Origin of the sequence: Limimonas halophila (genome assembly GCF_900100655.1) — a bacterium.
Classification (GTDB): Bacteria; Pseudomonadota; Alphaproteobacteria; order Kiloniellales; family Rhodovibrionaceae; genus Limimonas; species Limimonas halophila.
In genome coordinates this window covers 121102-141416 of the sequence record NZ_FNCE01000008.1, presented here as the reverse complement: position 1 = coordinate 141416, position 20315 = coordinate 121102, and the positions used below count along the sequence as shown (strand labels likewise).

General features: G+C 70.7%; 20 protein-coding genes. 10 read left to right on the top strand and 10 right to left on the bottom strand.

Annotated elements, in window-relative coordinates; translation table 11 throughout:
- Positions 1–251: 251 nt before the first annotated feature.
- Both BLQ43_RS14660 and BLQ43_RS11135 read left to right on the top strand, forming a co-directional pair.
- Positions 252–425 carry a hypothetical protein gene (locus BLQ43_RS14660; RefSeq protein WP_176758647.1) on the top strand — a complete coding sequence of 58 codons (174 nt, stop codon included), beginning with the start codon at positions 252–254 and terminating at the stop codon, positions 423–425.
- Between the two features lie 127 nt (positions 426–552).
- On the top strand, positions 553–1722 hold the full coding sequence (locus BLQ43_RS11135; RefSeq protein WP_090020817.1) for a GNAT family N-acetyltransferase: 1170 nt from the start codon (positions 553–555) through the stop codon (positions 1720–1722).
- A gap of 4 nt (positions 1723–1726) precedes the next feature.
- Here BLQ43_RS11135 and BLQ43_RS11130 read toward each other — a convergent pair whose 3' ends face one another.
- The 5 genes from BLQ43_RS11130 to BLQ43_RS11110 form a co-directional block, all read right to left on the bottom strand.
- Positions 1727–2653: a methylenetetrahydrofolate reductase gene (locus tag BLQ43_RS11130; RefSeq protein ID WP_176758646.1), complete on the bottom strand. Its 927-nt coding sequence runs from the start codon at positions 2651–2653 to the stop codon at positions 1727–1729.
- A 221-nt stretch (positions 2654–2874) separates the two neighbouring features.
- Positions 2875–5229, bottom strand: coding sequence for an ATP-dependent Clp protease ATP-binding subunit ClpA (clpA, locus tag BLQ43_RS11125; RefSeq protein WP_090020813.1), 2355 nt, complete (start codon positions 5227–5229; stop codon positions 2875–2877).
- Between the two features lie 7 nt (positions 5230–5236).
- Complete coding sequence (gene clpS / locus BLQ43_RS11120; RefSeq protein ID WP_218119188.1) at positions 5237–5575, bottom strand: ATP-dependent Clp protease adapter ClpS; 339 nt, start codon at positions 5573–5575, stop codon at positions 5237–5239.
- Between the two features lie 206 nt (positions 5576–5781).
- On the bottom strand, positions 5782–6414 hold the full coding sequence (locus BLQ43_RS11115) for a 2OG-Fe(II) oxygenase family protein (RefSeq protein ID WP_143006264.1): 633 nt from the start codon (positions 6412–6414) through the stop codon (positions 5782–5784).
- 85 nt (positions 6415–6499) lie between these two features.
- A complete protein-coding gene (locus tag BLQ43_RS11110) occupies positions 6500–6934 on the bottom strand; it encodes a helix-turn-helix domain-containing protein (protein WP_090020807.1) in 435 nt (144 codons plus the stop codon).
- Between the two features lie 272 nt (positions 6935–7206).
- Between BLQ43_RS11110 and BLQ43_RS11105 the strand changes: the two genes are divergently transcribed.
- A complete protein-coding gene (locus BLQ43_RS11105; RefSeq protein WP_090020805.1) occupies positions 7207–7578 on the top strand; it encodes a DUF423 domain-containing protein in 372 nt (123 codons plus the stop codon).
- A 7-nt stretch (positions 7579–7585) separates the two neighbouring features.
- Here BLQ43_RS11105 and BLQ43_RS11100 read toward each other — a convergent pair whose 3' ends face one another.
- Positions 7586–7936, bottom strand: a complete 351-nt coding sequence (locus tag BLQ43_RS11100; protein ID WP_090020803.1) for an ArsR/SmtB family transcription factor — start codon at positions 7934–7936, stop codon at positions 7586–7588.
- A 108-nt stretch (positions 7937–8044) separates the two neighbouring features.
- Here BLQ43_RS11100 and BLQ43_RS11095 point away from each other — a divergent pair, with 108 nt between their 5' ends.
- Entirely contained in the window at positions 8045–8278 is a 234-nt protein-coding gene (locus BLQ43_RS11095; protein ID WP_090020801.1) for a sulfurtransferase TusA family protein, read from the top strand.
- Positions 8279–8293: 15 nt separating this feature from the next.
- Here the strand turns inward: BLQ43_RS11095 and BLQ43_RS11090 are convergent, their stop codons facing one another.
- Positions 8294–11521: an efflux RND transporter permease subunit gene (locus BLQ43_RS11090; protein ID WP_090020799.1), complete on the bottom strand. Its 3228-nt coding sequence runs from the start codon at positions 11519–11521 to the stop codon at positions 8294–8296.
- Positions 11518–12615: an efflux RND transporter periplasmic adaptor subunit gene (locus BLQ43_RS11085; RefSeq protein ID WP_176758645.1), complete on the bottom strand. Its 1098-nt coding sequence runs from the start codon at positions 12613–12615 to the stop codon at positions 11518–11520. The genes BLQ43_RS11090 and BLQ43_RS11085 overlap by 4 nt, the downstream gene beginning before the upstream one ends.
- A gap of 317 nt (positions 12616–12932) precedes the next feature.
- Here BLQ43_RS11085 and BLQ43_RS11080 point away from each other — a divergent pair, with 317 nt between their 5' ends.
- The 3 genes from BLQ43_RS11080 (at position 12933) to BLQ43_RS11070 (ending at position 15205) form a co-directional block, all read left to right on the top strand.
- Positions 12933–13862, top strand: coding sequence for a histone deacetylase family protein (locus BLQ43_RS11080; protein ID WP_090020795.1), 930 nt, complete (start codon positions 12933–12935; stop codon positions 13860–13862).
- A 115-nt stretch (positions 13863–13977) separates the two neighbouring features.
- Positions 13978–14280, top strand: coding sequence for an exodeoxyribonuclease VII small subunit (locus tag BLQ43_RS11075; protein WP_090020793.1), 303 nt, complete (start codon positions 13978–13980; stop codon positions 14278–14280).
- A gap of 58 nt (positions 14281–14338) precedes the next feature.
- Positions 14339–15205, top strand: coding sequence for a polyprenyl synthetase family protein (locus BLQ43_RS11070; RefSeq protein WP_090020791.1), 867 nt, complete (start codon positions 14339–14341; stop codon positions 15203–15205).
- A gap of 16 nt (positions 15206–15221) precedes the next feature.
- Here the strand turns inward: BLQ43_RS11070 and BLQ43_RS11065 are convergent, their stop codons facing one another.
- Complete coding sequence (locus BLQ43_RS11065) at positions 15222–16532, bottom strand: NAD(P)/FAD-dependent oxidoreductase (protein ID WP_090020790.1); 1311 nt, start codon at positions 16530–16532, stop codon at positions 15222–15224.
- Between the two features lie 369 nt (positions 16533–16901).
- On the opposite strand from BLQ43_RS11065, the gene BLQ43_RS11060 reads away from it, so the two are divergent.
- Positions 16902–18407, top strand: a complete 1506-nt coding sequence (locus BLQ43_RS11060) for a PAS domain S-box protein (RefSeq protein ID WP_090020788.1) — start codon at positions 16902–16904, stop codon at positions 18405–18407.
- 66 nt (positions 18408–18473) lie between these two features.
- Here the strand turns inward: BLQ43_RS11060 and BLQ43_RS11055 are convergent, their stop codons facing one another.
- Positions 18474–18953, bottom strand: a complete 480-nt coding sequence (locus BLQ43_RS11055) for a flagellar basal body-associated FliL family protein (RefSeq protein ID WP_176758643.1) — start codon at positions 18951–18953, stop codon at positions 18474–18476.
- Positions 18954–19095: 142 nt separating this feature from the next.
- Here BLQ43_RS11055 and BLQ43_RS11050 point away from each other — a divergent pair, with 142 nt between their 5' ends.
- Complete coding sequence (locus BLQ43_RS11050) at positions 19096–19476, top strand: hypothetical protein (protein ID WP_090020784.1); 381 nt, start codon at positions 19096–19098, stop codon at positions 19474–19476.
- 126 nt (positions 19477–19602) lie between these two features.
- Complete coding sequence (gene cmk / locus BLQ43_RS11045; RefSeq protein WP_090020783.1) at positions 19603–20292, top strand: (d)CMP kinase; 690 nt, start codon at positions 19603–19605, stop codon at positions 20290–20292.
- Positions 20293–20315: the final 23 nt, after the last annotated feature.

The following is a 20315-nucleotide window of genomic DNA, read 5'->3' as shown; positions in this document are numbered from 1 at the left end:
GCGGCAGTTTGATCCCATCAGGTCGCCATAAATGGGGGCATCTCGGACTCCAGGCCCTTTTGCCGTGATGGCGCGGCTATGTGCGGGCAACTGCCCTCCTCGGCACACGGTCGCCGTGTGGCCCCGCGCCGCGTGCCGGTGCGGGGCTTTCGCATGGGCCGATCATCCGGTGCGCCGTTAATCGCATTTTAAGCAGTCAAAGGCGATCCTCAGATCAAGAACACAATCACCACACCGCGTGGGGATTCGCCGTGAGTGATCAGTCCGCCGGTACCCCGGCGCGCACCAGTCCTTACCTCTTGCGCCGCCGGCGCAGCCTGGAAGAGGTCGAGGCCGACCGCGACCGCGATGCCGGACCGGAGTCGGACAAGCTGCCCGACCGCCACGAACGCCTCGATAACTTTGGCCTGAACGGCTCGCGCTGATGGCTGCCCGCGGGGTGGCCGCTGGCGCTTGGTGCCCGCGCCTGCGCGCCATCTGCCGCTTGTTGTCAGCTGGCGCACACGCCACCCCGCTCTTGTCGTCAGCTGGCGCACGCGCCACCTGCGGGGCATGGCCCAAACCGACGCCGCGCTGACGCTGTCCGTGATTGATGGGATCGAGCAGGTCTCGGCCGCTGCCTGGGACGCCTGCGCCGGGACGGCGCACCCCTTCACCCGCCACGCCTTCCTGCACGCGCTGGAGGCCAGCGGCTCGGCCACGGGACGCCGGGGTTGGCTGCCGCAGCATGCCCTGGTGCACGACGCGGCGGGCACGCTGCTCGGCGTCGCGCCGCTCTACCTGAAAAGTCATTCCTTCGGCGAGTACGTCTTCGACTGGAGCTGGGCGGACGCCTACGAGCGCGCGGGCGGGCAGTACTACCCCAAGCTCCAGGCGGCCGTGCCCTTCACGCCCGTCACGGGCGGGCGGCTGCTGGTGCGCCCCGACCTGCCCGAGGCCGAGCGCGAGCGCGTGGCATCCGGCCTGGCCGACGGCTTGGTCCGCGTGGCCCAGCGCCACGACGTCTCCTCGCTGCACGTGACCTTTCCGACACGCGGCGACTGGAGTCGCCTGGGCGAGCACGGCTTCCTCCAGCGCGTGGGCCTGCAATACCACTTCACCAACCCCGGTTACGCCGGATTCGACGCCTTCCTGGGCGCGCTCAAGGCGCAGAAGCGCAAGCAGATCCGCCGCGAGCGCCGCGAGGTCGCGGACAGCGGCCTCACGATCCAGCGCCTCACCGGCCGCGACATCGAGCCGCGCCACTGGGAAGCCTTCTACGACTTCTACCTCGCCACCGCGGACAAGCGCTTCGGCTTCCCCTACCTCACGCCCGACTTCTTCGAGCGCCTGGGCGAGACGATGCCCGAGCAGACCCTGCTCGTCATGGCGTGGCGGCCGGACGGGCAGCCGGTGGCGGGGGCGCTCAACCTCGTGGGATCGGACACGCTCTACGGCCGCATCTGGGGGTGCTGCGAGGAGCACCGCTTCCTGCACTTCGAATGCTGCTACTACCAGGCCATCGAGCACGCCATCGCCCACGGCCTGACGCGCGTGGAAGCGGGCGCGCAGGGCGAGCACAAGATCCAGCGCGGCTATCTGCCCGTGGAGACCTACTCCGCCCACTGGATCGCCGACCCGCGCCTGCGCGCGGGCGTGGCCGACTTCATCGACCGCGAGCGCCCCGTCGTGCGCGCCGAACGCGCGGCCCTGATGGGCGAGAGCCCGTTCCGAACGGCCTGAATGGTTACGCCGCCCCGCACCAAGTCTTGCCCAGGAAGTCGCCGACGTGGCGGCCCATCAGGTGTCCGGCGGCCAGCGGAATCTGCCAGGTGTTCATCGTGTAGAAGTGGATCGCCGGCGCGCCGTAGGCGATCAGGCGGCGCACCTGCTGCTGCACCGTCGCCATCGCCGTGAGCTGCGCGATCTCGGGCTCGTCCTCCACGCCGTCGAACAGCTCGTCCAGCCAATCCGGCACGCTGGCGCCCGCCTTGACCGCGAAGCGGCGGATGCGGCGCCAATTGGTGGGCACGATCACGCCCGGCACCAGCGGCTTGTCGATGCCGTGGCGCTCCGCGCGCTCGCGGAAGCGGCCGTAGGACTCGGCGTCGAAGACGAACTGGCAGATGGCGCGGTCGGCGCCGGCGTCGAACTTGGCCTTGAGGTGTTCGATGTCGGCGTCCAGCGACGGCGCTTCGGGGTGCTTTTCCGGATACGCGGCGACGGAGACGTCGAAATCGTGACGCGCCTTCAGCGCCGCCACGAGCCCGTCGGCGTGCTCGTAGGCCTGGGGAATGCCGCGCCGGTCGGCGTCCGCCGGGCGGTCGCCGCGCAGCGCCAGGACGTGACGGATGCCATCGGCCCACATGCGGTCCGCGTGCGCGTCGATCTGCTCGCGCGTGTGCCCCGACGCCGTGAAGTGGATCTTCACCGGCGTTTCCGTGCACGCGGCCAGCTCCCGCGCCACGGCCAGCGTGCGTTCGCGCGAACTGCCGTCGGGGCTGGAGGTGACGGAGAAGAACCCGGGATCGGCATCGGCCAGGCGCGTGGCCGTGTAGTGCAGGCTGGCGCGGGCGTTCTCGGACTTGGGCGGGAAGACCTCGAAACTGACTGGCAGCTTCGCGCCCGTGCGGAACATCTCCGCCAGCACCGGCTCGGTCGTCAGCGCGGCCATGTCGTCTCCTCCCCAGCGCGCCGTCGGCGGACGCCGTGACGCCAGTGCCGCGCGCGCTTGTGTCGTTGGTGCTGTGTCGGGTTCGCGCGAGAACCCCCGTCCGGGGGATGGCATAGAGCAGATGGCGGCACGCCCGCAACGGCGGTGGCGCCCCCACACCGCGCACAAAAAACGCCGCCGGCCAGATGGCCGGCGGCGCGGATCACCAATGTTCGCTCGGCTTATTCCACCAGCTCGGGCGCTTCCTCGCCGGGCGAGCCGGAGCCGTCCTTGGTGCCGGTCTTGCGGCCGCCGCCCTTGCCCTTGCCGGAGCCGGGCTCCTCGAAGGTGAAGGTCGGGGCGTTCGTCTCCGGGTCGATGGCGACCCGGACCACGCCGCCCTTGGCGAGCTTGCCGAAGAGCAACTCCTCGGCCAGCGGCTTCTTGATGTGGTCCTGAATGACCCGCGACAGGGGCCGGGCGCCGTAGAGCACGTCGTAGCCGTTGTCGGCGAGCCACTTGCGCGCTTCGTCGGTCAGCTCGATCGTCACGTTGCGGTCGGCCAGCTGGGCCTCCAGCTCCATGACGAACTTGTCGACCACGCGCGAGATGATCTCCGGCGTCAGGTTGCCGAACGGGATCACGGCGTCCAGGCGGTTGCGGAACTCCGGCGTGAACAGGCGGTTGATCGCCTCCTCGTCGTCGCCGGTGCGCCCCTCTTCCTGGACGAAGCCCATGGCCGGCTTGGCCATGTCGGCGGCGCCCGCGTTCGTGGTCATGATGAGGATCACGTTGCGGAAGTCGACTTCCTTGCCGTTGTGATCCGTCATCTTGCCGTAGTCCATGACCTGCAGCAGGACGTTGAAGAGGTCCGGGTGGGCCTTCTCGATCTCGTCCAGCAGCAGCACGCTGTGCGGGTGCTGGTCCACGGCGTCGGTGAGCAGCCCGCCCTGGTCGTAGCCGACGTAGCCCGGCGGCGCCCCGATCAGGCGCGAGACGGAGTGGCGCTCCATGTACTCGGACATGTCGAAGCGCGTCAGCGGGATGCCCAGCGAGCGCGAGAGCTGGCGCGCCACCTCGGTCTTGCCCACGCCCGTGGGGCCGGAGAAGAGGTAGCTGCCGATGGGCTTCTCGGGATCGCGCAGGCCCGCGCGGGACAGCTTGATCGCCGAGGACAGCGCCTCGATCGCCTTCTCCTGGCCGTAGACCATCGTCTTGAGGTCGCGCTCCAGGTTCTGCAGCGCCGCCTTGTCGTCCTTGGAGACGGACTTGGGCGGGATGCGGGCGATCTTGGCGACGATGTGCTCGACGTCCTTGGCGCCGATGGACTTGCGGCGCTTGGAGTCGGGCACGAGCATCTGCGCCGCGCCCACCTCGTCGATCACGTCGATGGCCTTGTCGGGCAGCTTGCGATCCGAGATGTACTTCGCCGACAGTTCCACGGCCGAGCGGATGGCGTCGTTGGTGTAGCGCACGCCGTGGTGCTTCTCGTAGTAGGGCTTGAGGCCGCGCAGGATCTTGATCGCGTCCTCGGTCGTCGGCTCGGTGACGTCGATCTTCTGGAAGCGGCGCACCAGCGCGCGGTCCTTCTCGAAGTGCTGGCGGTACTCCTTGTAGGTCGTGGAGCCGATGCAGCGCAGCGAGCCCGACTGCAGCGCCGGCTTGAGCAGGTTGGAGGCGTCCATCGCCCCGCCGCTCGTGGCGCCCGCGCCGATCACGGTGTGGATCTCGTCGATGAAGAGGATCGCGTGCTCCAGCTGCTCCAGCTCGGAGAGCACGGCCTTCACGCGCTCCTCGAAGTCGCCGCGGTAGCGCGTACCCGCCAGGAGCGCGCCCATGTCCAGCGTGAAGATCTGGGCGTTCGTGAGCACGTCCGGCACCTCGCCGGAGACGACGCGCCGGGCGAGGCCCTCGGCCAGCGCCGTCTTGCCCACGCCCGGATCGCCGACGTAAAGCGGGTTGTTTTTGGTTCGCCGGCACAGGACCTGGATGGTCCGCTCGATTTCACTGTCCCGCCCGATGAGCGGGTCGATCTCGCCCTCTTCCGCCTTGCGGTTGAGGTCGATGCAGTAGGCTTCCAGCGCCTCGTGCCCTTTGCGCACCACTTTCTCGCCCTGTGCGTCCTCGTCAGCGCCGTCCGCGTTGCGGGTCTCACTCCGGCCCTGAACTTTGGCAATCCCGTGACTGATGTAGTTCACGGCGTCCAGCCGCGTCATCTCCTGCTCCTGCAGGAAGTAGACGGCGTGGCTCTCCCGCTCGGAGAACATGGCCACGAGCACGTTGGCGCCGGTGACCTCCTCACGCCCGGAGGACTGGACGTGGATGGCGGCGCGCTGCAACACCCGCTGGAACCCGGCGGTCGGCTTCGCGTCGCCCACCTGAACGGTGATGAGGTTCGACAACTCGTTGTCGAGGTAGTCGTTCAGGTCGGAGCGCAGCCGGTCGAGGTCGACGCCGCACGCGCGCAGCACCGAAACCGCGTCCGGATCCTCCAACAGCGCCAGCAGCAGATGCTCGAGCGTGGCGTACTCGTGCCGGCGCTCGTTGGCGTAGGCGAGGGCGCGATGGAGGGTTTGTTCGAGGTTTGCTGAGAGCATCCAGGGACTATTCCTTCTCCAGCGTGCACTGCAACGGGTGTTCGTGCTTGCGGGCGTAGTCGACGACCTGGTTCACCTTCGTCTCCGCCACCTCGTAGGTGTAGACCCCGCAGACCCCGACGCCGCGGTGGTGCACGGCGAGCATGATCTCGGTCGCTTCCTCGCGACTCTTGCCGAAAAAGCTTTCCAAGACGTGAACGACGAACTCCATGGGCGTGTAGTCGTCGTTCAGCATCAGCACCTTGTACATCGCCGGCTTCTTCGGCTTCGTGCGGCTCTTCACCACCACACTGGTGCCGGAGCCGGTGCCGACGTTGTCGCGATCGTCGTCGTTCGCGCCGGGCATCGCGGTCTGCCTCTTCCTCCGCGACACGGTGGCGGTCTGCATCCGTGTTTCAGGATAGGGAAACGCCGTGCGTCGGGGAAGCCCCACGGACGGCGCCGGGGACGCCCGCCCCGCTGCGTGCATCGTCACCTCCGCACAAATGGGGCGCGGGGCCCGCGCCCGCCAGGGGGCGGCGGCGCCCGGACCGGCCCGGCGACGCGCCGCGCTTACGCGTCCCGGCGCGAGTCGTGGCGGAAGGTCAGGATCAGCCGGTCGGAATACACCGTGCGCAGGGTGTGGAAGGGATGTCGGTCTTCCGCGCCGAATCCGGGCTGGCGCATCAACAGCAGGCTGCCCTCGGGCGCGGGGATGTGGCGCGGGTTGCTGCCCCTTCGGTCGTCGACGATGTAGAAGTCGCCGTCGCCGCGCATGACGAGCAGCGCGACCAGGTAGCGAAACGTCTTGGGGTCGCGGTGCGGGGAAATGCCGCACGTCGTGGGTTCGTACCACTGCGCGACGGTTTCGTGGAAGGTCACCGGCGGGCACGGCGCCGGGTCCAGCCGCCGCAGGGCGGCGTTCACCAGCGCCTCCACGGCGTCGCGGCAGTGTTCGAGGACGCTGCCCGCGGGAATGTCGCGCGTCAGCCAGAAGTCCTGGTAGACGGCCTTCTCGCCTTCGTTCACCTGGGGCTTGGCGCGCTTGTAGGTGAGCTTCGCCGCCGCCTCGGCCAGCGCGGCCTTGTCCCGCTCGTCGAGCACGGGCACGGCCGCGGCGTCGTCGCGCTCGACCGCCCGCAGGCAGGCGGCCACGTCGTCGATGCGCGCGGTGCGCAAAAGGGATGGGGCGGTGGCTTCGCTCACGGCGTCCTCCGGCGCGCGGTCCGCTGTTTGGTCGAGGTTAACGGACCGCGCGCCGGGATGCCACCGGACCGGGCCGGTCAGCCGGTCAGCCCACGGCGGTTTCACTCAGATCGCCGGGGTCCTCGTGGCGCGCCAGCGTGCGCAGGAGGTCGAACGCCCGGCGGCGGATGCGCTCGTCCTGAATGCCGTAGTAGGCCCGGACCAGTTCGAGCGTTTCGCGCTCCGCCATGACGTCGGGCGTCGTGGCCTCCGCGCCGTCGCCGCCCTGGGCCGTGGTGCCGCTGTCGTTGGCGGGCTCGGCGGCCAGGTCGTCGAAGAAGTAGCTCACCGGAACGTCCAGCACGTTGGCGAGCTGGTACAGCCGGCTGGCCACGATGCGGTTGGCGCCGCGCTCGTACTTCTGCACCTGCTGGAAGGTGATGCCCACCATGCGGGCCAGCCGCTCCTGGCTCAGCCCCACCAGCACGCGCCGCTGACGCAGGCGCTGACCGACATGCACGTCGACCGGGTTGGGTTTCATGCTCGCGTCTCTCGTCGTGGTTTCCTCGATCGTCACCGCTGGGACCCCTCGTTCTTGTTGCTGCGTTTTCAACCGTGTTCCTGCGTTGGTAACAGGCGTCGCCGTACGCCTATTTAGTGTAGGCTAACACGAGATGTAAATGCGTCGATGGTGCGGCAACCCATCGCGTGTGATTTTTTTGTGCCGCGCCCATGTCGCGTGTAGCGACCGTCCGGGTGTGGTCGCCCGCACCCCGGCAGTTTCCCACGCGAGGTCGACGGAGCGATTGTCCGATGTACCTGTGGATCGGTGTTTCCGGGCTAACGGGGGCGCTCGCCGTGGCCTTCGGCGCGGCGGCGGCGCACGGCCTCGGCAGCACCTTGCCGGCGGACCAGGTGGGCTGGGTTCGCACCGGCGCCCAGTACGCCATGGTCCACGCGCCCGCGCTCCTGGCCGTGGCGTGGCTGACCGCCGCGCGGGGCGGGGCGCTGGTCGCCGTCGCCGGGGCCGCGTTTCTCGCCGGGGCTGTGCTGTTCAGCGGCGGGCTCTGGCTCGCGGGGCTGACCGGCTGGACGGGGCTGATGCCCGTCGTGCCCGTCGGCGGCCTGGGCTACATCCTGGGCTGGCTGACATTGGCGGCGGTCGCCGTGCGCCGCGCCGGCTGATGGCGCGCTATTCGCGCAGTGGCCGCATTCCCTCGGCGGGACGGCCGTCGATGGGGGTACGCGTCTCCCGGGTCATCAGCGCGTCCAGGGTGTCGAGCACGCGCCTCGCGGTGTCGCCGGCCAGCGCGTAGTGGATCGTCTGGGCCTCGCGGCGCGTCGTCACCAGCCCGGCGCTGCGCAGCCGGGCGAGGTGCTGGGACACCGCCGATTGGCCCATGCCCAGGCGCGCGCACAGCGCGTTGACGGCGCTTTCGCCGTCGGCCAGGTCGATGAGAATGAGAAGCCGTTGCCGATTGGCCATGGCCCGTACGATCTGCGTGGCGCGACCGATCGAGGCTTCCAGGGTGTCGTGGGACATGGCAGCGTAAATGGGCACCCGCGGGGCGGGATCAAGCTATCTTTGGGCGCGGGCCGGGGAGATATTCGGCGTGGTCGCGCCCGCGCTTATCGGGTGTGGGGAGGCAGCATGAGCGAGACGGACCATCACCTCGACGCGAAGGGCATGAAGTGCCCCCTGCCGGTCCTGCGCGCGCGCAAGGCCATGAAGGGCGTCGACGTCGGGGGTGTCCTGGCCGTGGAGGCCACGGACCCAAGCGCGGTGCAGGACTTCGCCAACTTCTGCGAAACCACCGGCCACGAGCTGCTGGACCAGCACGAGGCCGACGGCGTCTATCACTTCCGCATCCGGAAAACAGGCTGACAGCCGCCCCCGCCGTCATTCGGCGGGGGCAGGCTCGCCCGACGGCTGCGCGTAGGCCCCGCGCTGCTGCGCGCGGCGCTCGAACGGCTCCAGCACCAGCGTCATCATCGGCGGCACGATCAGCAGCGTGATCACGGCCGACAGCGACAGCCCGCCGACCACGACCGATCCCAGTCCGCGGTAGAGTTCGGAGCCCGCGCCCGGGAAGAGCACCAAGGGCAGCATCCCGAACACCGAGGTCAGCGTGGACATGAAGATGGGCCGGATGCGGTTGCGCGTGGCCTCCACGATGGCGTCCTGCGGGGGTCGGCCGTCCTCGCGGATCAGGTGCAGTGTTTGGTGCACCAGCAGGATGGCGTTGTTCACGACGATGCCGATGAGGATGACGAAGCCCAGCAGCGTCAGCATGTCGAGCGGCTGGTAGGTCACGAGGTTGAGCGTGCCCAGCCCGGCCACGCCGCCGGCCGCCGCCACCGGCACCGACAGCAGCATGATCACCGGGTAGAGGAAGCTTTCGAAGAGCACCGCCATCGTCAGGTAGACGATCGCCAGCGCCAGCGCGAGGTCCCACACCATCGCGTTCCAGGTCTGGGTCAGCTTGTCGGCCGTGCCCGTGATCTCCAGGCGCACGCCGGGCGGCAGCCCCTGCTTGGCCAGCGGCGTGATGACGTCCTGGCGCACGCGCTGCACCGCGGACTCCAGCGGCAGCTGCGGACGCGGGCGGATCTGGAGCGTCACCGCGCGCTGGCGCTCGCGGTGGCGGATCTGCGTCGGCCCGGCGGTGTGGCTGACGTCGCCCAGCGCCTCCACCGGCAGGATCTCCCCGCGCGGGGTGAGCACGGGCAGGTCGCGCAGGCCCTGCGTGGTTTCCACGCTTTCCCGCTGCCCGCGCAGCATCAGGTCCATGCGCTTGGTGTCGACCGTGACCTCCTGCACCAGCAGGCCGTTGTTGTCGTTGAAGGCGGTGACGCTGTCGCCCAGACCGCGCGCGGTCATGCCCGCGTCGGACAGGCGCACGCGGTCGGGGCGCACGCGCAGCTCCGGCGAGCCCAGCTCCAGGCCCGGGTTGGGGCGCAGCTGGTTGCCCTCGTCGCGCGGCAGCGTCTGCCCGATCAGCCCGGCGGCGCGGCGCGCGACCTGCATGTTGGCTTCCAGGTCGGGGCCGATGATGTCCAGCTCGATCTGGCGGCCGCCGCCGATCTCGTCGCCGAAGATCGAGGGCTGGCTGATGAAGCCGAACGACCCCGGCTCGGCGAACACCGGCCCGCGCAGCACCGGGATCAGCTCGCTCACGCGCTCGCGCTGCACCGCCGCCGCGCCGACGAAGGTCTGGGCGCGCGTGGCGACGAAGAAGAAGCGGTCGATCTTGGGCGGGCCGTCCGGCTCGGCCTCGGGGCCGGTGACGCTGCGCCAGAGGTGCTTGGTCTTGCCCTCGATCTGGCTGGCCATGTCGAAGGTGGTGTCGAGGTTGTAGCCCGGCGGCGGGATCAGCACCGCCAGCACGAGGTTGCGGTTGCCCTCGGGCAGGTAGGCCAGCTTGGGCAGCGCCAGCCAGGAGCCCGCCAGCGCCGCCAGCGTCACCGCCACCACGACGCTCGCGGACAGCGCGCGGCTGCGCGCGAAGGCGCGCTGGGCCGCCATGACGACGGCGATGAAGCCGCGCGCCGCGTGGTCGACGCCGGGCAGCGAGATCCGTTTGACCTCGCCGAAACCGCCGGGCTCGTCGTCGCTGCCGCGAAAGCGCAGCAGCCGGCGCGCCAGCGTGGGGATCACGGTCACCGCGACGACCAGCGCCAGGATGACCGAGGTGGAGATCGCCACCCCGATGTCGCGGAAGAGCTGCCCGACCTCCAGCTCCATCATCAGGATGGGGGCGAAGACGACCACGGTGGTCAGCGCCGACACCAGGATGGCGCCCCAGACCTGGCGCGCGCCCTCGTAGGCGGCGTCGCGCGGCCGGTGGCCTTCCTCGCGCAGGCGGTAGATGTTCTCCAGCACGACGATCGCGGAGTCCACCACCATGCCGATGGCGAAGGCGAAGCCGGCCAGGGAGATCACGTTGATCGAGCGGCCCAGCGCAGCCATGGCCACGAAAGCGCCGACGATGGACACCGGGATCGCCAGCGAGACCACCAGCGTCGCCCGCAGCGAGCGCAGGAAGACCAGCAGGATCAGCGCCGCGAACAGCCCGCCCACGTAGATGTTCTGCTGCACCAGCCCGATCGCCGAGTGGATGTAGACCGTCTGGTCGTAGACCTGCTCCAGATCCAGGCCGACGCGGGGGATCACCCCCTGGTTCATGCGCTCGACCTCGGCCTGGATGCCCTCCATCGTGGTGATGACGTTGGCGCCGGTCTGGCGGATGGCGTTCATAGCCAGTGCGGGCTGGCCGTTGAAGCGGATGCGCTCGGTGGGCTTCTTGTGGCCGAACTGCACGTCCGCGATGTCGCCCACCGTCAGGCGGCCCACGGCCGCGTCGCCCGTGGCGTCCTGCGAGCGCAGGACGATCTCCTCGACATTCTCGACGGTGTCCAGCTCGCCCTCGGTGCGCACGACGTAGCGCCGCTTGCCCTCGGTGACGTCGCCCGCCGAGACCGAGATGTTGGCGCTGCGCAGGGTGTCGCGCACCGCCGGCACGGTCAGGTTGTGCCGCGCCATGGCGTCGGGCTTGAACACCACCTCCAGCTGGCGCTCGCTGCCGCCGAAGATGTTGACGGCGGAAACGCCGGGCACGCGCTCCAGGCGCTCCTTGACCTCGTCCTCGACGAAGTCGCCGAAGGTGTGCATCGGCCGGTCGTTGCCGGGGCGCTGGGTGAAGATGAACCACGCGATGGGGCTGGCGTTGGCGCCGGAGGTATCCAGGTCCGGCTCGTCCACGCCGTCCGGGTAGCCGGTCACGCGGTCCAGGCGGTTGGACACCATGAGCAGCGCGCGGCTCATGTCGGTGCCGACGCGGAACTCCAGCTCCAGCTCCGACTTGCCCGTCTGCGCGCGGCCCGTCATGTCGTCCAGGCCCTGGACGCCGCGAATCACGTCCTCCTGCCGGATGAGGATCTCGCGTTCCACCTCCTTCGGCGCGGCGCCGGGCCAGATGGTGTTGACCGTGATGACGGGCTTGCTGACGTCCGGGGCGAGCTGGACGGGGATGCGCATCAGCCCCACGGCGCCGAACATCACCAGCAGAATCACGGCGGCCGCGACCGCCACCGGGCGGTCGATCGCCAGACGGATCAGCGATTTCATGACGCCTGATCCCCGCCCGGCTGCTTGCCGGTCTGCACGCGGTCGTCGCCGTCATCGCCGCCGCCGTCTTGCCCGCCGTCGTCGCCGGTCGGTCCGACGCGCTTGTCGATGCTCAGCGGCTGGCCGGGGCGCAGGCGCTCGTTGCCGCGCACGACCGCGAGCGCGCCCGCCGCGACGCCGTCCAGCACCTCGAAGCGGCTGCCCACCTCGTCGCCCAGCTTGACGGGGTGCACCTCGGCTTTGCCGTCGGCGTAGACGTAGATCGTGGTCTGCCCGCCGCGGCGCAGGATGGCGTCCTTGTGCACGCTGAGCACCTGGCGCGAGGTGTCCAGCGGCACGGAGACGGTGACGCTTTCCCCCGCCGCCACGCGCCGCGCGCTCGTGTCGAAGCGCGGCACCAGGCGCACGGTGCGCGTGCGCGTCATGCGGTTCTCGCGCGGCAGGATGGCGCGCACGCGGGCCTCGGCGGTGCCGCCGCCGCTCAACTCGACGTCGACCACGTCGCCCTGGCGCAGCGCGCCCAGACGGCTGGCCGGGACGGCCACCTCGATTTCCAGGCTTTGATCCGAGACGAGCCCGACCAGCGGATCCCCGCCGTTCACGTAGGCGCCGGCTTCCGCCATGCGCTCGGTGACGACGCCGGCGTAGGGCGCGCGCACCTCGGTGTGCTTCAGGTCGATCTTCGCCAGATCCAGGTCGGCGCGGGCGCTCTGCACAGCGGCTTCGGCCGAGGCCACTTCGGCCCGCGAGATCGCCAGCTCCTGGCGCAGGTCCTCCACGCGCGCCTTGGAGTAGGCGGACGAGCCCTCGAGGTTCTGCTGGCGCTGGAGCTGCTGGCGGGCCAGCGCGACCTCTTCCTCGCTGGTGTTGAGCGCGGCGCGCGCCTCGGCCAGCGCGGCGCGGGCCTGCTGGCGCTCGGCGCTGATGCGTTCGTCGTCCAGCATCACCAGGGTGTCGCCGCGCTCGACGCGGTCGCCCACCTCCACGAGGTAGGCCTCGACCGGCGCGGCCACGCGCGCGGCCACCACGCCCTCCTGCGTGGCGACGAAGCTGCCCAGCACCGGCGCGTTGCGGCCGGCGGGCACCTCGCGCACCTGGTCGACGTGGACGGCCGCCGTCTCCTGTGCGCAGGTGGGCTCGGCGGTCAGGGCGCCCGCCGCCAGCGCCAGGGCGGCCAGGGGCGCCAGCGTGCGGGTGATCGGGCGGCGTTGCGGGAAAATGGTACCAGCTCCTTCCGCAGCCGGGGCACGGCACCGCGGAGATGACGCGGCGCGCAGCGCGCGTCAACGGCTTGCGCCGCCAATGAATGCAATTTTGCACGTAAAATTGCAGTGAATGGCGTGTGCGCGGTTCGTCACGGGGATGGCGCCGGCTGTTAGACTGGGCGGCAAAGCAGATCAGGGAGCCTTGCATGACGACTCGCGTTTTCACCCACATGGACTGCTTCGCCCACGATCCCGGCCGCATGCACCCGGAACACCCGGCGCGGCTGAAAGCGGTGCTCTCGGCGCTGGACGACCCGGCCTTCCAGGCCCTGGAGCGCGTGGACGCGCCGCTGGCGGAGCTGGACCGGCTGGAGCTGGCGCACCCGCGGCGCTACATCGACCGCGTGTTCGCGCGCGTGCCCAGCGAGGGGCTGGCGTCGCTCGATGGCGACACCTGCGTCTCCGCCGGCTCGCGCGAGGCCGCGCTGCGCGCCGCCGGCGGGGTGTGCGCGGCCGTGGACGCGGTGATCGCGGGGGACTGCGCCAACGCCTTCTGCGCCGTGCGCCCGCCCGGCCACCACGCCGAGCCCGAGCAGGCCCTGGGCTTCTGCCTGTTCTCGAACGTGGCGATCGGCGCGCTGCACGCGCGTCAGCGCCACCGCCTGCACAGCATCGCCGTCGTCGACTTCGACGTGCACCACGGCAACGGCACGCAGGCCATCTTCTGGGACGACCCCGACCTCTTCTTCTTCTCCACGCACCAGGTTCCGCTCTTCCCCGGCACGGGCTCGCCGGGCGAAACCGGCGTGGCCGACAACATCGTCAACGTGCCGCTGTCGCCGATGGACGGCTCGGAGGCGTTCCGCGCGGCCTTCACCAACACCATCCTGCGCCGCCTGACGGAGTGCCAGCCCGAGCTGATCCTGATCTCGGCGGGCTTCGACGCGCACGAGCGCGACCCGCTGGCCTCGCTGCGCCTGCACGAGGACGACTTCGAGTGGGCGACACAGCAGATCCTGCGCGTGGCCCGCAACACCTGCGGCGGCCGGGTCGTCTCGGCGTTGGAGGGCGGCTACGACCTGGACGCGCTGGAGTTGAGCACGGCCGCCCACGTGCGCGCGCTCATGCGCTCATGAACGCGTGACGCTCATGAAGGCGTGATAGGGGGCGCACGCCGCGTTGACCCGCCGGGTGTTTTCAGCGCGCGCGCTTGTGCTCTAGAGTGCGCGCACCGCAACGCAGGGAAGCAGCATGGCCGACACCCCCGCCCACACCGAAGCCGAGCAGGGGACCGCAGCGCACGGCTCCGGGGAGCAGCTCCCCGAGGACGTGCGGGCAATGAGCTTCGAGCAGGCGCTGCAGGAGCTGCGCCAGATCGTGGAGCGCCTGGAAAAGGGCGAGGGCAAGCTGGACGACGCCATCGCGGCCTATGAGCGCGGGGCGCTGCTCAAGCGCCATTGTGAGCAGAAGCTGCGCGAGGCCGAGGCCAAGATCGAGAAGATCAAGGTGGATGACAGCGGGACCGTCGGCAGCGAACCGCTCGACGTTGAATAAAGCGGATAAGGGGGCGACGATCGGGGGGACCGCCGCTCGCGAGGACGTCACGGCGCGCATGCGCGCCGTCGCCGAGCAGATCACCGACCAACTCGACCGCCTGCTGCCGCCGGCCGAGGGGCCGCGCGGCCGCGTCGTCGAGGCCATGCGCTATGCCTCGCTCAACGGCGGCAAACGCCTGCGCCCCTTCCTCACCGTGACCAGCGCGGGTCTGTTCGATGTGCCCGAGGCGCGCGGCCTGCGCGCGGGCGCGGCGCTGGAAATGGTGCACTGCTACTCGCTCGTCCACGACGACCTGCCGGCGATGGACGACAGCGACCTGCGGCGCGGCACGCCCACCGTCCACAAGCGCTACGACGACGCCACCGCCATCCTCGCGGGCGACGGCCTGCTGACGGAGGCGTTCGCCGTGCTCGGCGATCCGGCCACCCATCCGGATGCGCGGGTGCGCGCGGAGCTGACGCTGGGCCTGGCGCGGGCCGCCGGCGCCGCCGGCATGGTGGGCGGTCAGATGGTCGACATCTCGCCGGAGCGCGTGCACCTGGGCCTGGACGGCGTCACCGACCTTCAGGCCATGAAGACGGGCGCGCTCATCCGCTTCGCCTGCCGCGCCGGGGCCATCCTGGGCGGCGCGAGCGAGGCCGAGCGGGCGGCGCTGGACGCCTACGCCGACGACCTGGGCCTCGCTTTCCAGATCGCGGACGACCTGCTGGACGCCGAGAGCGACGCGGAAGCCTTGGGCAAGCCGGCCGGGCAGGACGCGGAGGCGGACAAGGCCACCTTCGTCGAGCTGCTGGGGATTGAAGGCGCGCGCGGCCGCGCCCGCGAACTGGTGGAGTCCGCCATCGCCCGCCTGGAGCCCTTCGGCGAGCGCGCGGACACCCTGCGCGCCACCGCCCGCTTCGTCGTCGAGCGCGAGTCCTGATCCGGCGCGGCCGCCGCTACTTTTCCGCGCCCGCCGCGCGCTCCTCCGCCCGCAGCTTGGCCGTGACGCCGAGCGTGCGCGCCGGTTCCGGCGGCACCCAGGCGGGCGAGGCCGCCCGTTGCACGAACGCGAGCGCGTCGGAGTCCTGGCCCGCGATCAGGTCGGCCAGCAGGCGGCCCAGGTAGGTGCCCTTCGCCACGCCCACGCCGTTCATCCCGGCGGCGACGTGCACGCCCGGCCGCACCGTCCCGAAGCAGGGCTGGAAGTTGCGCGTCATGCACAGCATGCCGCCCCAGGTGTGCTCGAAGGGCACGTCCGCCAGCGTCGGGAAACGCGCCCGCAGCGCCTGCTGGTGCGTGCGCGCCGCCGCGGCCAGATCGGGCGGGCCGCTGCACAGCTCGGCGCGCCAGCGCAGCATGTTGCGCACGAACACGCGGCGGTCGGGGGTGACGCGCAGCGTGGTCCCCGCCGGATGGGCGGCGGTCGCGCCCCATGGCCGCACCGCGCCGATCGCGGCGTCTTCCTCGGGCGTGAGTGGGCGCGTCAGGCTGGCGTAGCTGAACACCGGCACGTAGCGGTCGCCGAAGCCGAACTCCCCAGTGAAGGAATTGGTGGCGCAGACGATGTGGTCGGCTTCGAGAACGCCCGTCGGCGTTTCCAGGCGGTGCGGCTCGCCGTAGGTGGTTGTGACCACCGGCGACAGCTCGTGAAGCGTGACGTTGGCGGGCAGCGACCGGGCCAGCCCGCGCACCAGCGCGGCCGGGTTCATCAGGACGTTGCCGGGCGTGTAGACGCCGGCGCGGTAGTAGTCCGTGCCGATGCGGGCGCTCAGGTCCGGCCCCTCCAGCCAGGTGTGGGGCTCGCCCAGCCCGTCCAGCGTGTCGGTGAAGCCCTTCAGGGAGTCGATGTGCCGCGCTTCGGCGGCCAAGAGGTATTTGCCGGCGTCGTCCCAGTCGCAGGCGATGCCGTTCGCCGTGACCTGTTCGCGCAGCATCTCCACCGCCCAGCGGTTCAGCCGCGTGACCTGGCGGTCCTGAACCGGGTCGGCTTCGTCGGAATCCAGGTTGTGCGGCACGTCGATGATGAAGCCCGCGTTGCGGCCGGAGGTGCCCTGGCCGATCCGCAGCGCGTCGAGCAGCACGACCTCGGCGTCGGGAAAGCGCTCGGCCAAGCCGCGCGCCGCCGCCAACCCGGTGAAGCCGCCGCCGATGACGGCAAACCGGGCGCGCTGCCAACCACTCAGCGGCGTCGTCGCCAGCGTGTCGCCGGCCAGCGCGTCCCAGCCGGAAACACCGTCGAGCGCCGGGAAACGCGTGACATCGGCCATCGTCCGATCCCCCAAAATGCCGTGCCGTGCGGCGGTGTTGCGCGGTCAGTCCCGGCCATCCCTAAACATGGAACAACGTGACAACAAACGGTTTGGCATGCCGAAAATGCTGAATTAGGGTTTTGTCGTTCCACGCGGCGGGGCGGTCGGGATGGAGTGTTCATTTTCGCACGAAACCGACTCGTCCCCGGATCGCGGGTTCCTTGCCGGGGCGGTGCACCGTGACCGCGCGGCACGGGCCACGCGATTTGATCCATCTCATACCCGCTTACCAAGAGGTCTGTCCCACTGACCACTGAACCCGGGACTGGAACGCCCCGGTGTGGCGGCAGCGGCCGCGCGACCAAGGCCCGCGACGGACATGAGCCAATGCACGACACCCTCCTCACCTTCCTCGACTACATCCCCGACGCGGTGGTGACGATCGACCGCGAGCAGCGCATCGTTTTCATCAATCGCGGCGCGGAGCGCATGTTCGGCTACTCGGCGGCCGAGCTGTACGGCCAGCAGCTCGACATCCTGATTCCAGAGCGGTACCGCAACCAGCACGGCCACGACGTGGCCGCGCTTCTGGCCGGGCCCGAAACCGGCCGCGACATGGCCTCGCGCCGGCACATCGAGGGAAAACGCAAGGACGGCGGCGTCTTCCCCGCGCGCGCTTCGGTCGTGAAGCACGCCAGCAGCGACCAGGAAACCCGCGCCACCGCCATTGTCCGCGACATCACCGACGAACACGCCTGGGAGGCCCAGCTCGCCGCCGCCGAAGCCAAGCAGCGCGCCGTCCTGGACGCCAGCCCCGACACCATCCTTCTGCTCGAAACCGAAACGCAGCGTGTCGTCGAGGCCAGCGCCCAGGCCGAAACGCTGTTCGGCTGCGGCATCGAGGAGCTGCTCGGCTGCCGCCTGGCGGATCTGCAACCCTCGGCGGAAAGCGCCGCGGGCGCCGCGGCGATGGCCGCGTTCGCGCGCGGCGAGCGCCGGTACGTGCCGGAAGCGGCGGTGCAACGCGCCGACGGCCGCAGCGTCGCCGTCGAGGTCGCGGGCCAGCCGACGACCGTGAACGACCGCCACCTCGTCGTCGCCTACCTGCGCGACATCTCGCAGTGGAAGACCATGGAGCAGGGCTTGCTGGAAGCGCGCGACGCCGCCGCCGCAACCAGCCGCGCCAAGAGCACGCACGTTCAGAAGGTCAGCGGCGACATGCGGTTGGCCGTCGACGCCATTTCGGGGCTGGCCGCCCGGTTGCCCAGCGCCGCCGAGCTGGCCGAGCACGATGGCCACGTCGCGCGGGCGGCCGGCGACATTTCCACCGCCGCCAGCTACCTGCGCCGGCTGGTGGACGACATCCTGGCGTTGGACGCCGTGGATCTGGAAAACGCGCCCGTCGCGGCCGAACCCCTCGACCTCGTGGCGGAGATCGAGCTGGCGCGGCGCCTTGCCGCTGCGGCCGCCGGCAGCGGCACGGACCGGATCGAGGTGGACGCGCCCGAGCACCTGAAGGTGGAAGCGGAACGCGTCGCGATGCAGCGCAGCGTGATGACGGTCATCAGCAATGCGCTTCAGGTGTCGCCTGCGGACGCTTCGATCGCGGTCGAGGTGCGTATCGACGCCGGCGGCGAAGCGGTGATCGCCGTAACCGACCGCGGTCCCGGCATCCCGGCGGACAAGCTGTCGCACATCATGACGCCCGAAACCGGCCGGCAGGGCCATCCGAACCTGACGCTCAAGACGATCGGCCTGGCGATGACGCGCGGCCTGCTGCGCGCGCACGGCGGCGACATGGCGATCGACACCGAGCCGGACGCGGGGACCACGGTGCGCCTGATCCTGCCCGCCAAGCGGGTGATTCGCGGGGTTCGCCGCGGGCGGGACTGATGACGGGTCGCGGACGCGCCCGGCGCTGATGGCGCTGATGCCGGACCGCTTGGGTCGGCCGCCCGCTCAGTGGACGACGAGCTTGCGGAAGAGCAGGCCGTGGACCTCGGCCTCCTGCGTGGCCGCCCGGGCGCGCTTGAGCAGGGCCTGCCGCAGCTTCTTCGTGCCGGCTTCCCCGTCCATCTCGCCGGGGGTCAGGTCACTGAGGTGCTGGCGGAAGGCGTCCATGATGCGCGGGCTCATACGCTTGACTTCGCTTTTGGCGGCCTGGCTCGCCACCTCCAGGCTGACGTGAAGCTGGACGCGGTCGTGGCCCGGCCCGTCGAGCCCGACGATCATCTGCGGCACCGGCTGGTAGTAGACCTGGTCCGCCGAGAGCGACGCCGGTTTCTTGTCGGCCTTCGCCTCGCCGGTCTTGCCGTCGGTGAGCACCAGGAACGCCGCGCCGCCCGCCGCGGCCAGCGCCAGGCCCACCACCGCCACGAGGACCGTCACCAGCCCTTTGCGGCTCTGTTTTCCGCCGTCGCTCGCGCTCTCGTCCGCCATCGCCGCCCTCGTCCCCCATGCTGTGACCGGCTCGGCCGGCCATCGAGTGTCTCGTATAGCGGATTTGGGTTGAAACAGTGTGAACGCAAGAACGGGACGGTGCCCGATTCCCTTCCGCGCCCGCGCCGCGTATCCTGCGCCCATGCTCGGTTTTCTGCGCATGTTCGGCCGCGCCGACGAGATCCAGCGCCTGGACCACGCCTTCGCGGCGGCGGGGCTGCCGCGGGCGGCCGTTCCGGATTCGGTGAAGCTGACTCTGGTGCGGCTGCTGCGCGAGGCGCACGGCCGCAAGCCCGACGACGCGGCCGCGGCTGAGGCCGTCGAGCTGGCGGCGTACTGCATGCTCGGCCGCGACGGTTTCCTCGACGCCAACGGGCCCGCGCGCACCGACGCCGCCGAAGCGCGCGTGCGCGCCGCCGCCGAGGCGGGCGACAGCCTGGACGCGCGCGTGGTGCTCCTGACCCTGCACGCCGGGGTGATCCAGCCGGCGGTGGTGGAGCGCCACGGTCTCTCCACCGGCTGAGCCGGCGCTTGCCCCCGCGCGGGCGGGGTTTTATCACACCCCCGAGCGGAGATCTTTTTTCGACGCTCAAGATTGCAGCGTGTTGCGTGACGACACGCGGTTTTCACCACGTCGGACGCGGGGATCATGGCGGGCGGCGAACGTCCCATCATCGTGGCCATCGACGGGCCGGCGGCGGCCGGGAAGGGTACCCTCGCCCGGCGCGTGGCCGACGCGCTCGGGCTGGCCTACCTGGATACCGGCAGCCTCTACCGCGCGGTGGGGCTGAAGGTGCTGGAGGCCGGCCAGGACCCGGATGACGCGGACGCCGCCGTGTCTGCCAGCAAGACGCTGACGGTGGACGACCTCGCGCGCCCCGGCCTGCGCGGCGAAGGGGTGGCGGACGCCGCCTCGCGCGTGTCCGCGATCCGCGCAGTGCGCGAGGCGCTGCTGGCGTTCCAGCGCCACTTCGCGCACAGTCCGCCCAACGGGCTGCGCGGCGCGGTGCTGGACGGGCGCGACATCGGCACGGTCGTCTGCCCCGAAGCGTGCGCCAAGCTCTTCGTCACCGCCACCACGGAGGAACGCGCCCGCCGGCGCCACGAAGAATTGCGTGCGCGCGGCGAGGCGCCTACATTCGAGGCCGTGTTGCGTGAAATGGAGGCGCGCGACGCCCGAGACGCCGCCCGGGCGGCGGCGCCGCTTCGGTCCGCCGAGGACGCCCACGTCCTCGACACCTCCAACATGGATGTCGATTCGGCCCTCCGGACCGCCCTTTGGGTGGTGCGGAGTCGCTGCGTGCTGGACGACACCGATCCGGACGGGCGGGACCAGTAGCCGCCGCCGGCCCAGCAGCCGCC

Bases quoted from the DNA above. Each gene is read 5' to 3' on its own strand.
- BLQ43_RS11050 (WP_090020784.1), top strand. From the start codon at position 19,096: ATGCTCGGTTTTCTGCGCATGTTCGGCCGCGCCGACGAGATCCAGCGC.
- BLQ43_RS11080 (WP_090020795.1), top strand. From the start codon at position 12,933: ATGACGACTCGCGTTTTCACCCACATGGACTGCTTCGCCCACGATCCC.
- BLQ43_RS11110 (WP_090020807.1), bottom strand. From the start codon at position 6,934: ATGAAACCCAACCCGGTCGACGTGCATGTCGGTCAGCGCCTGCGTCAG.
- BLQ43_RS11090 (WP_090020799.1), bottom strand. From the start codon at position 11,521: ATGAAATCGCTGATCCGTCTGGCGATCGACCGCCCGGTGGCGGTCGCG.
- BLQ43_RS11055 (WP_176758643.1), bottom strand. From the start codon at position 18,953: ATGGCGGACGAGAGCGCGAGCGACGGCGGAAAACAGAGCCGCAAAGGG.
- clpA (WP_090020813.1), bottom strand. From the start codon at position 5,229: ATGCTCTCAGCAAACCTCGAACAAACCCTCCATCGCGCCCTCGCCTAC.
- BLQ43_RS11130 (WP_176758646.1), bottom strand. From the start codon at position 2,653: ATGGCCGCGCTGACGACCGAGCCGGTGCTGGCGGAGATGTTCCGCACG.
- BLQ43_RS11060 (WP_090020788.1), top strand. From the start codon at position 16,902: ATGCACGACACCCTCCTCACCTTCCTCGACTACATCCCCGACGCGGTG.
- BLQ43_RS11100 (WP_090020803.1), bottom strand. From the start codon at position 7,936: ATGTCCCACGACACCCTGGAAGCCTCGATCGGTCGCGCCACGCAGATC.
- BLQ43_RS11065 (WP_090020790.1), bottom strand. From the start codon at position 16,532: ATGGCCGATGTCACGCGTTTCCCGGCGCTCGACGGTGTTTCCGGCTGG.
- clpS (WP_218119188.1), bottom strand. From the start codon at position 5,575: ATGCCCGGCGCGAACGACGACGATCGCGACAACGTCGGCACCGGCTCC.
- BLQ43_RS11070 (WP_090020791.1), top strand. From the start codon at position 14,339: ATGCGCGCCGTCGCCGAGCAGATCACCGACCAACTCGACCGCCTGCTG.
- BLQ43_RS11135 (WP_090020817.1), top strand. From the start codon at position 553: ATGGCCCAAACCGACGCCGCGCTGACGCTGTCCGTGATTGATGGGATC.
- cmk (WP_090020783.1), top strand. From the start codon at position 19,603: ATGGCGGGCGGCGAACGTCCCATCATCGTGGCCATCGACGGGCCGGCG.
- BLQ43_RS11075 (WP_090020793.1), top strand. From the start codon at position 13,978: ATGGCCGACACCCCCGCCCACACCGAAGCCGAGCAGGGGACCGCAGCG.
- BLQ43_RS11105 (WP_090020805.1), top strand. From the start codon at position 7,207: ATGTACCTGTGGATCGGTGTTTCCGGGCTAACGGGGGCGCTCGCCGTG.
- BLQ43_RS11095 (WP_090020801.1), top strand. From the start codon at position 8,045: ATGAGCGAGACGGACCATCACCTCGACGCGAAGGGCATGAAGTGCCCC.